Below are 13964 nucleotides of genomic sequence, written 5' to 3'. Positions count from 1 at the left end.
CCTTGCCCCGCGCCGCCTCCCTGTCCGCCGCCACCCCTGAACCCCCCAGAACTCGGGATACCCCTGTCCGCCGCCCCGGCACAGACTCGGAGAGCACGCACGCACCCTCCCCGTTCGGACCGTCCTGATGATCTCCCCCGGAGACCCGCGCCCCGACCCGACCCGGGCCGGCCCCGGGACCGGGACCGGACCCCGACCCGGACGGACGACCGCGCCCCCGCCGCGCCCCGAGTACCCGAGGAGACCCCCCCCATGACCCCCATCGCCCCGGCCCCCGCCGCGCCCCGAGAACCGCTCACCGGGTACGCGCCCCCGCGTCCCGAGCCCCCGCGCCGGCATGTCCTCGTCTCCGGTGTCTCCTCCGACGCCCACACCTGGAACCTCGTCTTCCTGCATCTGCTCCTGGAGGAGATGGGGTACCGGGTGACCAACCTCGGCAGCTGCGTCCCCGACGACCTGCTGATCGACACCTGCCGCCGGCTGCGCCCCGACGCCCTGGTGATCAGCAGCGTCAACGGCCACGGAGCCCTGGACGGCGGCAGGGTCATCACCCGGCTGAGGCACCACCCCGAACTGCGGCGCCTCTTCGCCGTCATCGGCGGCAAGCTGGGCGTCGACGGCACTGCCGGCGCCCATGGGCCCCGGCTGCTCGCCGCCGGGTTCGACGCCGTCTTCGAGGACGGCGGGGCGGCCGAGGACTTCCGCCGCCGCCTCCACCGGGCCGTACCCGTGCTCGCCGGCGCCCACGGGACGGCGGCCCCCCGGATCGAGCACCGCCCCGCGCGGCGGAGCGCGTACCCGCGCACCCCCGGGACCACGGACGGCATCGAGCCGCCCCGAGGGCGCGCCACCGTGGAAGGAGCGCCATGAAACCCCCGTACCGCCCCGGACGGAACACCGTGGAGGCCCGCGCACCCCGGGGGAACGCCGTGCGCCCCCGGCCGGTCTCCGCCTTCGCCGCCGCCGTCGAGGCCGCGCGCCGACGCGGAGAGCTGGTGGTGCAGCCCCGTATGGGCTTCCCCGACCCGTCCGCGATGCGGCACGGGCTGCTGGCGGTCCGCGCCGCGCGCGCCCGCACGGTCGGCACCGTCACCCTCGACAGCTACACACGCGTCGGCGACCACGCCCGAGCCCGCGCCGCCCTCGGTTCCGGGGCCGCCCTCAACGGCTACCCGCTCCTCGCGCACGGCGCGGGGGCCACCCGGCGGATGCTGGAGGGGCTCGTGGACGGGGCGTCCGGCTTCGCCGTGCAGATACGCCATGGCTCGGCCGACCCGTACGCCATCGTGCGGGCCCTGCTGGACTCGGGGCTCGACGCCACCGAGGGAGGCCCGGTCTCGTACTGCCTGCCCTACAGCCGCACCCCGCTCGCCGCTTCGGTGGACGCGTGGGCCCGCGGCTGCGAACTGCTCGCCGAGCGCTCCGGCGGCGCCGCCCATCTGGAGAGCTTCGGCGGCTGTCTGCTCGGGCAGCTCTGCCCGCCCTCCCTGCTGGTCGCGATCGCTCTGCTGGAAGGGCTGTTCTTCCGCCGGTACGGGCTCCGCAGCATCTCCCTCAGCTACGCCCAGCAGACCAGCCCCGCCCAGGACGCCGAGGCGCTCGCCGCGCTGCGGACCCTCGCCGCCGCGTACCTCCCCGGTGCCGATGTGCATCTCGTCCTCTACACCTACATGGGCGTGTTCCCGCGCTCCCGGCACGGCGCGCTGCGGCTGCTGCGGGCCAGTGCCGAACTCGCCGCCCGCAGCGGTGTCGAGCGGCTCATCGTGAAGACCCCGGCCGAGGCCCACCGCATCCCCACCGTCGGGGAGAACGTCCTCGCCCTGGAGGAGGCGGCCGGCGCCGCCCGGCGCACACCGCGCCCGGAGGCCGCCCACCGCGACGGAGCCGGCGGCGAGTTCGGCGTCCTCGCCGAGGCCCGCACCCTGGTGGAGACCGTCATCGGCCTCGCGCCCGATATCGGCACCGCCCTGATCCGCGCCTTCGCCACCGGGCTGCTGGACGTGCCGTACTGCCTGCATCCCGACAACGCCAATCGCGCGCGGGGCTTCATCGACCGGCGCGGCAGCCTCCAGTGGCGCGGCGGCGGCGCGATGCCGGTGCGCGCGGCCACCGGTCCCGAAGGACGGCCGCTGAGGGCCGGGGAACTGCTCGACATGCTCGGGTACGTCCAGCGGGCCCACGACCGCGAGCCGGAACCCCTCGCCCTCGCCCCGGCCCCGCCCGGGTCTCCGTGACAGAAGAGGTGAGAACCCCGTGCGACACACTCCGCCCCACCCCGTGCACACCCCGCCCCACCCCGTGCGCGCCGAGGACCCGCCCCCGCCTACCCGGGGGAGGCCCCCCGGCCGGAGACGAACGACGGGAACCGCCATGCCCGGAACGACCGCCCCCGCCCCCGCCCTCACCCTCGCCGTCGTCGGCGGCGGCCCACGCGGCATCGCCGTGCTGGAGCGGCTCGCCGTGCGCCTGGACGAGGCGGCCGAACGAGCCCGGCGCGCCGGCCTGAGACCCGCCGCCGTCACCCTCCACGCCATCGACGCCCACGAGGTCGGCGCGGGGCGGATCTGGCGCACCGACCAGTCCGGCTGGTACACGATGAACACCGTCGCGGGCCAGGTCACCATGTACTCCGGCGGTCCCGACGGCGGGCCGCCGCGACCGGGCGCCGGGCCCTCGCTCGGCGAATGGCTCGCCGCCCACGCCCGGCCCGGCGAACGCGTCACCGGGCCAAACGACTACGCCCCCCGGGCCGTGTACGGCCGCTACCTGCGTTCGGTGCACCGCTCGATCGCCGCCCATCCGCCGCCCCGCACGCGGCTCGTCTCCCACACCGCGCGGGTCGACACCCTCGTACCCCTGCCCGGGGGCGGCTACCGGCTCACCCTGGACCGTCCCCCGCACACCCTGCGCGCCCACGCGGTCCTGCTCGCCACCGGCCACCCGCGCAACGAGCCCGAGGCATCAGAGCGCGAGATGCTGTGCTTCGCCCACCGCCACCCGGGCGTGCGCTACGTCCGTGGCGACGCGGCGGCCGACCTGGAGGCCGAACTCGGCGAGTCCGCCGTCCCGCCCGGTGCCCCGATCGCCGTACGGGGGCTCGGACTCTCCTTCTACGATGTGCTGCTGACCCTCACCGTGGGCCGGGGCGGGCGCTTCGTCCGCGCCCCGGGCGGAACCCTGCGCTACGAACCCGGAGGCCGGGAACCGCGCATCCTCGCGGGCTCTCGCGGCGGGCTCCCCATTCCCGCGCGCGGACGCAACGAGAAGAGCCCCGGCCACCGTCACCGCGCGCTCTTCCTCACCCCGTCCGCGCTCGCCGCCGCCCGCGCGCGGCGTGCCACCGCCACAGGCGGCGACTCCCGGCTGGACTTCGCCGAGGACGTTCTGCCGCTGCTGCTGAAGGAGGTGGAACACGTCTACTGGACGGCGCACGTCCGGTCCCGCTCCGGGGCCCGGCGCGCCGCCCGCTTCGCCGTGCGCCACGCCGCCGCCCTGCACGAGGGCCGCGACGCCGCGGCGCTCCGCGCCCGCGAAGGGCTGGGCGACATCCCGCCGCTCGATCTGGCGGCGCTCGCCCGGCCGTTCGCCGACGAGGACTTCTCCGGCCCCGGGGAGTTCCGCGACCGGGTCCTCCGCGCCGTGGACCAGGATCTGGCCGAAGCCGCCCTCGGCAACGTCGGCGGCCCGCTGAAGGCCGCGCTCGACGTCCTGAGGGACATCCGCTCCACCCTCCGCGACGCGGTCGACCACGGCGGTCTGCTGCCCCGCTCCCACCGGGACGACTTCGTGCGCGGCTTCCTCCCGCTCAACTCGCTTCTGTCGGCGGGCCCGCCCGCCGAACGCGTCGAGCAGCTCCGCGCGCTGATCCACCGGGGCCTGGTCGAGATCGTCGGCCCCCAGACGGTGTTCCGGGCCGACGAGGAGCGCGGCCGGTTCACCGTCTCCTCACCCCGTGTGCGGGGCTCCACCCGCACGGCCGCCGTGCTCGTGGACGCCCGCGTCCCCGCGCCGGATCTGCGCCGTGACACCTCGCCTCTGACCCGATGGCTTCTCGCACAGGGGCTGATCAGGGAGTTCGTCACCGTGAGCCCCGACGGGGAGAGACACCCCACCGGCGGACTCGATGTCACCGACGGCTGCGGCCGGGTGCTGAACGGCCGGGGCGAGCCGATGGCCGGCCTCTACGCCCTCGGCATTCCCACCGAGCACACCCGCTGGTTCACCCAGGTCGGCGCGGGCCGGCCCGGGGTGCCCACCCGCTTCCACCAGGAGGCCGACGCGGTTGCCGCCGCGATGCTCGCCGACCGTCCGTCGGCGCGGGCCGCCGGGCCGCTCCGTCCCCGTCCCCGTCCCCGTCCCCGTCCCCGTCCCCGTCCCGCACGAGGACGCCCCGCCGCCGCTCCACCGGCCTCCCCGGAGCCGTACCCCTGCGCGCCGGACCCGTACCCCCGCGCGCCGGACCCGTACCGCCCAGCGCCGGAGCCGGCCGTGTCCCCGCACCCCACCGGGAAGGCCCCGCGATGAACACCCGACCCCCCTGCCCCACGGCCGTCTTCCGGGCGGCGCGCGACACGCTGCTGCGGCACCGCACCGATCCGGCCGCCGCCGGCCGGGACTTCCGGTGGCCGCGCCCCGCCGCCTTCAACTGGGCGCTCGACTGGTTCGACGCCGTCGCCGCCGACCCGGCCCGGCGGGACCGAACAGCGCTGCGCCTGGTGCGCGGAGCCCGCCCCGAGGACGACACCGTCCTCACCTGGGGGGAGCTGTCCCGCCGCTCCGCCCGGCTCGCCAACTGGCTCCACGGCCTCGGTCTGAGGCGGGGCGACCCCGTTCTGCTGCTGCTCGACAACCAGGAGGCGCTGTGGGAGACCATGCTCGCCTGCGTCGGACTCGGCGCCGTCCTGGTCCCGACCTACATCACCGCCACCGCCCCCGAACTCGACGACCGCGCCGAACGCGCGCGGGTGCGCTGCGTCGTCGCCGACGCCGCGCTGATCGAGCGTTCGCCGGGATGGCGCCCCGATGTCCCCCTCGCGATCGCCGTACCGGCCGCCGGGCCCGGCTGGACGTCGTACGAGGACCACCGCGCGGCCTCCGCGGCCTTCCGCCCCGACGGACCGACGGGCGCCCACGACCCGCTGCTGCGGTACTTCACCTCCGGCACCACCACCCGGCCCAAGCTCGTCGAGCACACCCACACCAGCTATCCGGTCGGCCATCTCTCCGGCATGTACTGGAACGGCCTGCTCCCCGGCGACGTCCACCTCAACCTCTCGGCGCCCGGCTGGGCCAAACACGCCTGGAGCTCCTTCTTCACCCCGTGGAACGCGGAGGCCGCCGTCGTCGCCCTGGACTCGGTGGCGTCCGCCCGGCCGGACGCCGTCCTCGACGTGCTGCGCACCCGCGCCGTCACCTCGTTGTGCGCCCCGCCCGCCGTGTGGCGCGCCCTCCTCGCCGAGGGTCCCGGACCCCGTCCGCCCGCGCTGCGGGAGGCGGTCTCCGCCGGTGAGCCCCTGGACGCGGGGCTGCTCGACTCCTTCCGGCGGGCCTGGGGAATCGATGTGCGCGACGGCTACGGCCAGACCGAGACCACCGCCCGCCTCGGCTGGACGCCGGGCACGAGCCCCCTCCCCGGCCATATCGGCAGCCCTCTGCCGGGCTGCGGGGCCCTGCTGATCGACCCGGACACCGGACGCGAGGCCGCCACCGGAACGCCCGGTGAGCTCTGTCTCGACCTCGCGGAGCACCCCGTCGGACTGATGCGGGGCTATCCGGACGACCCCGTCCGCACCGCCGAGACCTTCGCCGGCGGTCTCTACCGCACCGGGGACCTCATGGTCCGTTCCCCGGGCGGAGTGCTGCGCTGTCTGGGACGCACCGACGACCAGTTCAACTCCTTCGGCCACCGCCTCTCCCCGCAGGAACTGGAGGCCGCCGTGCTGCGCTGCCCGGCCGTCCGCGAGGCCGCCGTCGTCCCCGTGCCGGACCCGGCGGGCAGCCGGGTCCCCAAGGCGTACGCCGTCCTCGCGCCCGGAGCCCGCGCCGGCACCGCCGCCGAAGCGGTCTTCGCCCTGCTGCGGGCCGAACTCCCGGAGGAGAAGCGGATCCGCGCCCTGGAGTTCCGTGCCTCACTGCCGCGCACCCCCTCGGGGAAGGTGCGCCGCGCGGCCCTGCGGGACGCGCCCCCGGGGACGGAGCACCGGCCGAGAGCCCCGGGAACCCCGCCGACGACACGCTCCGGGGGGCCGGCGCCGGTGTGACCGTCCGCCGCGGCCGCACGTCTCCGGTCCTCCCCGGAAACGGTCCCCGGCGGCCCCGGCGGCCCCGGCGGCCCCGGCGGCCCGCCGGGAACGCCGTCGACGCCGTCCCGATCCCGGCGTCGACGAGGACGGGATCGGCGGACAGCCCCTGGCCGGACGGTGCGGGCGCGGGCGCGACGCCCGGGCCGGCGGAGCCGTCCCCAACCTGTCGGCCCGGGCACGGCCCCTCTCCGCCCGCCCCGGCGGGGACGACACGTCCTCCGCCGGACGCCCGGCCCGTGGCCGCTCCGTCCGTTCCGGAGCACGTCCCGTTCGCGCGCCCGGTCCGGGGCGTCCTCCCCGGGCCCCGGCGCCTGTCCCCGCCGCACGCCGCACGCCGCACGGCGTGTTCCCGTGAGGACGGGTCCCCGGCGGCCCGGCGCCGGCTCAGCGGTAGTAGACCGCCGTCCGCTTCCCGTCGACCTCGTGGACCTGGACGGGAGTGTCGAACACCTCGCTGAGCACCTCGGCGCGCATCATCGCGTCGACCGTGCCGGAGGCGGCGACACGGCCGTCGCGGAGGGCGATGATCCGGTCGGAGTAGGTGGCGGCGAAGTTGATGTCGTGGACGATCAGGACGACGGTCTTGCCGAGTTCGTCGGCGGCGCGGCGCAGCTGGCTCATCATCCGCACGGAGTGCTTCATGTCCAGGTTGTTGAGCGGCTCGTCGAGCAGGACGTACCGGGTGTCCTGGGCGAGCACCATCGCCACATAGGCGCGCTGCCGCTGTCCGCCGGAGAGCTGGTCGAGATAGCGGTGCTGGAGGTCGCCGAGGTGGAGGAATTCGAGCGCCTCGTCGATATGGGCGATGTCCTGCGGGGTCAGCCGTCCCCGACTGTGCGGGAAACGCCCGAAGGAGACGAGTTCGCGCACGGTCACCCGGGCGGTGAAGTGGTTCTCCTGGCGGAGGATGGACAGCGTCCGCGCCACGTCCTGCGACTTGGCCCGGTGCACGTCGAGACCGTCGACGGTCACGGTGCCCGACGTCGGCTCGGCGAGCCGGCCGATGATGGTCAGCAGCGTGGACTTGCCGGCGCCGTTGGGGCCCACGAGCGAGGTGACCCCGCCCGCCGGTATCCGCCCGGACACCGGACCGAGCACGACGTCGTCGCCGTACGCCTTGCGGATGTCGGTGAACTCGATCACAGGGTGCCCTTCCGGAGGAGATGGACGAGGAAGATCGCCCCGCCGAGGAACTCGATGACGACGGTGAGCATGCCGGAGGCGTAGAACACGTGCTCCATGACGAACTGGCCGCCCGCCAGGGTGATCAGTCCGATGAGGAACGCCATCGGCAGGACCACGGAGTGCCGGTGGGTGCCGGACATCTGGTAGGCGAGCATCGCGGTGACGAAGCCGAAGAAGGTCATGGGGCCCGCGAGCGCGGTCGACATCGCGATCAGCAGGGAGATCAGCAGCAGCATCAGCGACAGCTCGCGCTTGTGGGCGATGCCCAGGTTCGTGGCGGCGTCCCGGCCGAGGAGCAGCGTGTCGAGCCGGTGGCGGCGCTGCCAGACCACGGCCGCGACGACCAGGCAGACGATGCCCGCGACGGGCAGATACTCCGCCTCGGCGCTGCTGAGCCGTCCGAACAGCCGGGCCGAGAGCACGTCGTACTCGGCCGGTGAGAGCAGCCGCTGAAGGAAGTCGGACAGACTGCGGAAGGCCAGCCCCAGCACCACACCGACCAGCAGCAGCACATGGATGCTGCCCTTGCGGCCGGAGAACAGCCAGCCGAACAGCAGCATCGTGAAACCGGCCATCAGCAGTGTCTGGGTGACGAGCTTCGGCAGCCCGTCCGTCACGGCGAGCACACTGCCGCCGAAGACGGAGACCAGGAGGGTCTGCATCAGGATGTAGACGGAGTCGAACCCCATGATCGACGGGGTGAGAATCCGGTTGTGGGTGATGGTCTGGAACACCACCGTTCCCACGGCCTGGGCGAACGCGACCACCGTCATCGTCCCGAGCATGGTCAGCCGGCGCTCGAAGGCGAACGCGAAGGACCCCTCGATGAAGAGGAAGAGGAAGCAGACCACCGCGACGGCGGCGATCGCGCCCGCCACGGCGAGCCGCGCGGCGACGGGCAGCCCCCGGCGGGCGCGGCCGGACGAGGCCGCCGTACGGGCGCCGCCGCCGTCCCGGGCGGCACCGGACGGGGGCGCGGTGGCCGTCAGCCGGTTCTCAGACATGGGCCTTCCCTCGCTGACGCAGGATCATCACGACGAACACGACCGCTCCGACGGCCCCGAGCACCACCGTCGACGGAATCTCCAGCGGGAAGACGACGAGCCGCCCCACGAGATCGCAGGCGATCATCAGGGCCACGCTGCTGAGCACCACCCACGGGAGGTTCCGGCGGATGTCGTCGCCGCGTGCCATCGAGACGAGGTTCGGCACGATCAGGCCCAGGAAGGGGATGAATCCGACGACGACGGTGGTCACCCCCGTGGCCAGGGCGACCATGACCAGACCGGTGAACATGATCCGGCGGTAGGGGAGCCCCAGGCTGGTGGCGGTGTCCCGGCCGAGCCCGGCGATGGTGAAGCGGTCCGCCGCCAGATAGAGACCGACGACGATGGCCCCCACCACCCACAGCGGCTCGTAGTTCCCGCGCACCACCGAGCTGAACCCGCCCGAGCGCCAGGTGGCGAGCATCTGCAGCAGATTCGTGGACGAGGCGATGTACAGCGTCACCGCGCTCACCAGGGCGCCCAGCATGATGCCCACGATCGGCACGATCACCTGCGACTTGAGCGCGATCCGCCCGAGGACGACCAGGAAGACAAGAGCGCCGGCGAACGCGAAGGCGCTGGCGGCGCCCATCCGCACCATGGGCGAGGCGGCCGGTACGAGCAGGGTGAGGAGCAGGACACCGAGGGCCGCCCACTCGCTGGTGCCCGTGGTGGTCGGCTCGACGAAACGATTCTGTACGAGCATCTGCATGATCACGCCGGAGACGGCCATCGCGGCCGCGGCGAAGACCAGGGCGAGGGTGCGGGGCACCCGGGAGATCAGGAACATCCGCCGGGCCTCGGGGTCCGTGACCAGGGCGCGCAGATCGATGTCGTAACCGCCGATGAACAGCGAGGCGGTGACCAGGGCCAGCACGAGGAGTGCGGCCAGTATGAGCGGGAGTCGGCGCATGGGGCTTCCGGGACGGGTGGGGTGAGCGGCCCCCGGCTCAGCCGGGGGCCGCTCGGAGGTGGAAGTGTCAGCCGGCCGCGTTGAACGCGGTCGCCACCGTGGTGAAGGAGTCCGTGTACGCCTGGATGCCCTCGGTCAGGTAGAAGTCGCTGGACAGGTAGACGACCTGGTCCTTGGTGCGGAAGGTGGTCTTCTCCCAGGCCTCCATGCCGTCCACGACCTTCTTCGCGGCGATCGCCTCACCGGACTCGGGGCCCACGGCCGCGTCCCGGTCCAGCATGATCATCCAGTCGGGGTTGAGCTTGGCGATCGTCTCGGGGGCGAGCCCCGAGTTGTCGTGCACGGAGGTGCTCTCCTCGCCCTCGGCGGCGAGGACGTTCTTCAGGTTCAGCGGCTCGGCGAGCCGGCCGATCCGGCTGGCCCCGTTGTCGATCTTCCCGGCGCTGGCGACGGCGAGGAACACGCTCTCGCCCCGGGTGGCGTCGGTGGCCGACTTCTGCGCCTTGTCCAGGGCGGCGACGATCTCCTTGGCCTTGGCCTCCTCGCCGAAGATCTTCCCGAGCTGCTCGGTCTGGGTCCTCAGCGACGCGACGTACCCGTCCTTGGCCTCGTCGGACGGGGCGATGTCGATCGTCTTGCCGATCTTGGACAGCTTGTCGTGGTGGTCGGTGAACCGGTAGCCGCCGATGATGAGGTCGGGGCCACTGGCGTTGAGCGCCTCGAACTTGGGCTCACGGTGGGTGCCGACGTCCTTGATGGACGCGTCGTTCTTCCAGTCCTCGTAGCCCTCCTGCGGGAGGAGCGCCTTGGGCACCGCGACGGGCTTGACGCCGAACGCCTTGAGCGTCGCGAACGACGTGTTGTCGAGCGCGGCGACCTTGGAGGGCTTCCGCGGTACGTCGAGCCGGCCCTGGGCGGTCGTGACGGTGACCTCACCCTGGCTCTTGTCCGATTCGGACGCCTTGCCGGACTCCCCGCACGCGCTCAGCGCGATGCCCGCGCACAGGACCGTGCTGGTGACGAGGATGGACTTGCGAAAACGGACGGAACGCACGGCGGATGACTCCCGGGGACACAAGGCGCGACGGAACACCGCAGGGTGATGAAGCCGCGAAGATCTGATGACTTAACTGAGCCTAACCTAACCATGAATCGATCTTTTCGGAGGGTCCACTTCCGCTTGCTGCCGCCGCTCCGCCGGCCGGTGCGGCCCGGCGGGCCCCGCGCCCTCCCTCCCCCCGGCAGTCCCCGGCGGGGCGGTGACTACCATGATTGTTCGCACTCGTGACGAAGGGACCGATCCGCTCATGGCGCCCAAGAGCAAGCCCCCTGTCGTACTCCTCCACGATGTCGAGGCCGTTCACGCGGATCTCGTCACCGCGCTGGAGGCGGCCGGTCCGTCGTCCCGGCCCGGGCTCCAGGAGGCCCTGCGCATCGTCGGACACCACCGCTCGCTGACCGATGAGGAGCGGACGGCGGAATGGGTGCGGCGGACCCTCCGCGACGCGGACGCCGATCCGGCCCGCGACCATGTCCACGCCGTCAAGGCGCTGCGCGAGGCCGTGCCCGGACTCGGTCTCATCGCCGCCAACGACCTCGTCAGGACCTCCGGCCGGGGCCGGGCCTGAGGACCGGGGGCGACGCCGCCCCGCCGCTCACCCGCTCCGGACTCCCGCCCGCCGCGCGCGGGCCCGCCGCGACGGGCGCCGCCGCCCCGTCCGGCGGGGAGCGGAGCAGGGCCCGGGGCAGCTCGCTCACAGATCCCACTGTTCGAGGAGCACCCCCGCGGGGTCGGGGCCGAGAGGAGCGGCGGCCGGACCCTGGAGGGACTGCTCGGTCCAGATGACCTTGCCCTCCGCGGTGTAGCGGGTGCCCCAGCGATCGGCGAGCTGGGCCACCAGGAAGAGCCCTCTCCCGCCCTCGTCGGTGAGCAGCGCCCGGCGCAGATGCGGGGAGGTGGCTGATCCGTCGAAGACCTCGCAGATCAGCGAGGTGCTGTGGATGAGCCGTACGGTCACGGGCTGCCCGGCGTAGCGGATGGCGTTGGTGACGAGTTCGCTGAGGATCAGTTCGGTGGTGAAGACGATCTCCTCCAGACCCCAGTCCCGGAGCGTGCGGGCGCACGCGGCGCGCACGGTGCCCACCGCCGCGCTGTCGGACGGCACGTCCCACTCGGCGATCCGGTCGGGGTCCAGCCGTTCGGTGCGGGCCACCAGCAGGGCGATGTCGTCCTGGTGTCGGGCTCCCGGCATGGCGGGCAGCAGCGCCTCGCAGGTCTCCTGGGCACTGATACCGGGCCGTCCGGCGACCGCGTCCCGGAGCCGGGCGAGGCCCGTGTCGATGTCGTGGTCGCGGCTCTCGATCAGCCCGTCGGTGTAGAGGATCAGGCGCGAGCCCGCGGGGAGCCGGAGCACCGCGGTCTCGATGGGCAGTCCGCTGCCGGTGCCGAGGGGCGGTGAGACGGGGACGTCGGGGAACTCGAACCGGCCGTCGGGCAGGGCCAGTCCGGCCGGCGGGTGCCCGGCCCGGGCCATGGCGCAGTCACCGGTCACCGGGTCGTAGACGGCGTACAGGCAGGTGGCCCCCGTGATGTCGAGGCCGTCGCCGTTCGTCCCGTGCTCCTGGTCCATGCGGGTGACCAGCTCGTCCAGGTGGCTGAGGATGTCCTCGGGAGGGAGGTCCAGGGCGGAGAAGTTGTGGACCGCGGTGCGGAGCCGTCCCATGGTGGCCGCGGCGTGCAGGCCGTGGCCGACGACATCACCGACGACCAGGGCCACCCGGCTGCCGGGCAGCGGAATGACGTCGAACCAGTCACCGCCCGCACCGGCCTCGGCGGGAAGATAGCGGTAGGCGACGTCGACGGCCTCCTGGACGGGCAGATGGCGCGGCATCAGACTGCGCTGGAGCGTGACGGCCATGGCGTGCTCACGGGTGTAGCGGCGCGCGTTGTCGAGGGAGACGGCGGCGCGGGCGGTGATCTCCTCGGCCAGCGCGCGGTCCTCCTCGTCGAAGGGATCGGGCCGCTCCGAACGCCAGAAGGTGGCGATGCCGAGAAGGACTCCTCTGGCCCTCAGGGGCGCGGTGATCAGGGAGTGGATGCCGTCCTCGACGATCCGCCGGGCCCGTTCCGGGGCCTGCGCGTGCCAGCCCGGGGCGTCGGCCAGGTCCGGTTCGAGGACGGCCCGGCCGGTGATCATTCCCTGCGCCTGCGGGGTGGAGGGGACCGGACGGATCAGCTCGCCCTCCGGATAGAGCGGGGGATGCTCACGGATGCCCGCCAGGCACACCCGGCGCAGCTCCTGTTCCGTGCCGTGGACCTCCTCGCCGCGCAGGACGGGCTCCGCCAGGTCGACGGTGACGAAGTCGGCGAACCGGGGGACGGTGGCCTCGGCCAGCTCTCTCGCGGTGCGCGGCACTTCGAGGGTGGTTCCGATGCGGGTCCCGGCGTCGTGGAGGATCTCCAGGCGGTGGCGGGCCGTCTCGGCCCTGGCGGAGGCGGCGCGGAGTTCGGTGGTGTCCCGCACCGTCGCGACCCGGCTCCGCCGGGCGGTGGCGCCCTCGGTGGGGCGCTGGCTGATGACGAGGGTGCGGTCCCCGACGCGGTGGAACTCGTCGGTCGCCTCCCGGCCGGAGACGAGCAGTTCCGCGATCTCGGGGGGCAGGTCCGTCCGGGCGACCGCGCGGCCCTCGGTGTCGGCGGGCAGGTCCAGGATGCGCCGGGCCTCGTCGTTGGCGAGCAGGAACTTGCCGTCGGTGTCGACGATCAGAACACCCTCGCGCACGGAGTGGAGCACCGCGTCGTGGTGATCGTACAGCCGGGTGATCTCGGCGGGGCCGAGTCCATGGGTCTGCCGCAGCAGCCGCCGGCTGAGGAGCGCGCCGCCGCCGACGGTGAGCAGGACGGCGCCGCCGGTGGCCGTCAGAACGAGCGGCAGCCGCTGTGCGGCGGCGGAGTTGATACGGGCGATGGTGATCCCCGCCCCGACGGCTCCGACCACGACCCCGTCCGCCCGCCGGACGGGAACATAGGCCCTGACCTGCGGGCCGAGCGATCCCGTTCGCTTCTCGACCACGGTCCGGCCCCGGAGCAGGAGAGGCAGCCTGGCCGAACTGCGCTTGCCGATGCGGTTGCTCAGCGGATGGGTGAGACGGGTGCCCCTGCGGTTGAGGACCACCACGAAGTCGACGTCGGCACCCTCGCGGGCCTTCTCCGCGCGGGGCTGGAGGATCGCCGTCGGATGCGCGGACTCGATCGCCGCCGCCGTGCCGGGGGCGTCGGCGAAGCCCTCGGCGAGGGCGAGGGAGCGGCTGCGGGCCTCCTGTGCCTTCTCCTGGCGTGCCATCAGCAACAGCAGCAGAACCGCTCCGGCGGCGAGCAGCAGCACGACGGCGAGCTGGAGCAGGAACATCTGTCCGATGACACTGCGGGCTCCCCAGAGAGGACTGCCCCCTCCGCGCCGGGCGGATCGCTTCCTCCCGGTCGCCGGAGAGACATCCTCGGAACGCTTCATTCCCTCC

The 13964-nt window shown here is 73.8% G+C and carries 10 protein-coding genes; 5 read left to right on the top strand and 5 right to left on the bottom strand.

What is annotated here, in order from left to right:
• Positions 1-252: 252 nt before the first annotated feature.
• The 4 genes from ABT122_RS23110 (at position 253) to ABT122_RS23095 (ending at position 6260) form a co-directional block, all read left to right on the top strand.
• Positions 253-870: a cobalamin B12-binding domain-containing protein gene (locus ABT122_RS23110; RefSeq protein ID WP_351555361.1), complete on the top strand. Its 618-nt coding sequence runs from the start codon at positions 253-255 to the stop codon at positions 868-870.
• A complete protein-coding gene (locus ABT122_RS23105) occupies positions 867-2234 on the top strand; it encodes a methylaspartate mutase (RefSeq protein WP_351555358.1) in 1368 nt (455 codons plus the stop codon). Before ABT122_RS23110 ends, ABT122_RS23105 begins: the two co-directional genes overlap by 4 nt.
• 136 nt (positions 2235-2370) lie before the next feature.
• The gene (locus tag ABT122_RS23100) at positions 2371-4524 is read left to right on the top strand and encodes an FAD/NAD(P)-binding protein (RefSeq protein ID WP_351555355.1); all 2154 of its coding nucleotides are present in this window, start codon (positions 2371-2373) and stop codon (positions 4522-4524) included.
• Complete coding sequence (locus tag ABT122_RS23095) at positions 4521-6260, top strand: AMP-binding protein (RefSeq protein WP_351555352.1); 1740 nt, start codon at positions 4521-4523, stop codon at positions 6258-6260. Before ABT122_RS23100 ends, ABT122_RS23095 begins: the two co-directional genes overlap by 4 nt.
• A gap of 426 nt (positions 6261-6686) precedes the next feature.
• On the opposite strand, the gene ABT122_RS23090 is transcribed toward ABT122_RS23095, so the two are convergent.
• From ABT122_RS23090 to ABT122_RS23075, 4 genes are all read right to left on the bottom strand, one after another.
• Positions 6687-7445 (bottom strand): iron ABC transporter ATP-binding protein, encoded by a 759-nt coding sequence (locus ABT122_RS23090; RefSeq protein WP_351555349.1) that lies wholly within the window; start codon positions 7443-7445, stop codon positions 6687-6689.
• Complete coding sequence (locus tag ABT122_RS23085) at positions 7442-8491, bottom strand: iron chelate uptake ABC transporter family permease subunit (RefSeq protein ID WP_351555346.1); 1050 nt, start codon at positions 8489-8491, stop codon at positions 7442-7444. Before ABT122_RS23085 ends, ABT122_RS23090 begins: the two co-directional genes overlap by 4 nt.
• A complete protein-coding gene (locus ABT122_RS23080; protein ID WP_351555343.1) occupies positions 8484-9446 on the bottom strand; it encodes an iron chelate uptake ABC transporter family permease subunit in 963 nt (320 codons plus the stop codon). Before ABT122_RS23080 ends, ABT122_RS23085 begins: the two co-directional genes overlap by 8 nt.
• Before the next feature lie 67 nt (positions 9447-9513).
• Positions 9514-10500 (bottom strand): siderophore ABC transporter substrate-binding protein, encoded by a 987-nt coding sequence (locus ABT122_RS23075; protein ID WP_351555340.1) that lies wholly within the window; start codon positions 10498-10500, stop codon positions 9514-9516.
• Between the two features lie 214 nt (positions 10501-10714).
• On the opposite strand from ABT122_RS23075, the gene ABT122_RS23070 reads away from it, so the two are divergent.
• A complete protein-coding gene (locus tag ABT122_RS23070; protein ID WP_351555337.1) occupies positions 10715-11074 on the top strand; it encodes a hypothetical protein in 360 nt (119 codons plus the stop codon).
• Between the two features lie 126 nt (positions 11075-11200).
• Here the strand turns inward: ABT122_RS23070 and ABT122_RS23065 are convergent, their stop codons facing one another.
• Positions 11201-13957 carry a SpoIIE family protein phosphatase gene (locus ABT122_RS23065; RefSeq protein ID WP_502976191.1) on the bottom strand — a complete coding sequence of 919 codons (2757 nt, stop codon included), beginning with the start codon at positions 13955-13957 and terminating at the stop codon, positions 11201-11203.
• Positions 13958-13964: the final 7 nt, after the last annotated feature.

It is taken from the genome of Streptomyces sp. NPDC001985, from assembly GCF_040296845.1.
Taxonomy (GTDB): domain Bacteria; phylum Actinomycetota; class Actinomycetes; order Streptomycetales; family Streptomycetaceae; genus Streptomyces.
The sequence above is the reverse complement of the archived record's forward strand: the minus strand, read 5'-3'. Positions and strand labels throughout refer to the sequence as shown.

What these genes read in the sequence shown, in the direction of transcription:
- ABT122_RS23110 (WP_351555361.1), top strand. Translation starts at nt 253, where the DNA reads ATGACCCCCATCGCCCCGGCCCCCGCCGCGCCCCGAGAACCGCTCACC.
- ABT122_RS23105 (WP_351555358.1), top strand. Translation starts at nt 867, where the DNA reads ATGAAACCCCCGTACCGCCCCGGACGGAACACCGTGGAGGCCCGCGCA.
- ABT122_RS23100 (WP_351555355.1), top strand. Translation starts at nt 2,371, where the DNA reads ATGCCCGGAACGACCGCCCCCGCCCCCGCCCTCACCCTCGCCGTCGTC.
- ABT122_RS23095 (WP_351555352.1), top strand. Translation starts at nt 4,521, where the DNA reads ATGAACACCCGACCCCCCTGCCCCACGGCCGTCTTCCGGGCGGCGCGC.
- ABT122_RS23085 (WP_351555346.1), bottom strand. Translation starts at nt 8,491, where the DNA reads ATGTCTGAGAACCGGCTGACGGCCACCGCGCCCCCGTCCGGTGCCGCC.
- ABT122_RS23080 (WP_351555343.1), bottom strand. Translation starts at nt 9,446, where the DNA reads ATGCGCCGACTCCCGCTCATACTGGCCGCACTCCTCGTGCTGGCCCTG.
- ABT122_RS23070 (WP_351555337.1), top strand. Translation starts at nt 10,715, where the DNA reads ATGATTGTTCGCACTCGTGACGAAGGGACCGATCCGCTCATGGCGCCC.
- ABT122_RS23065 (WP_502976191.1), bottom strand. Translation starts at nt 13,957, where the DNA reads ATGAAGCGTTCCGAGGATGTCTCTCCGGCGACCGGGAGGAAGCGATCC.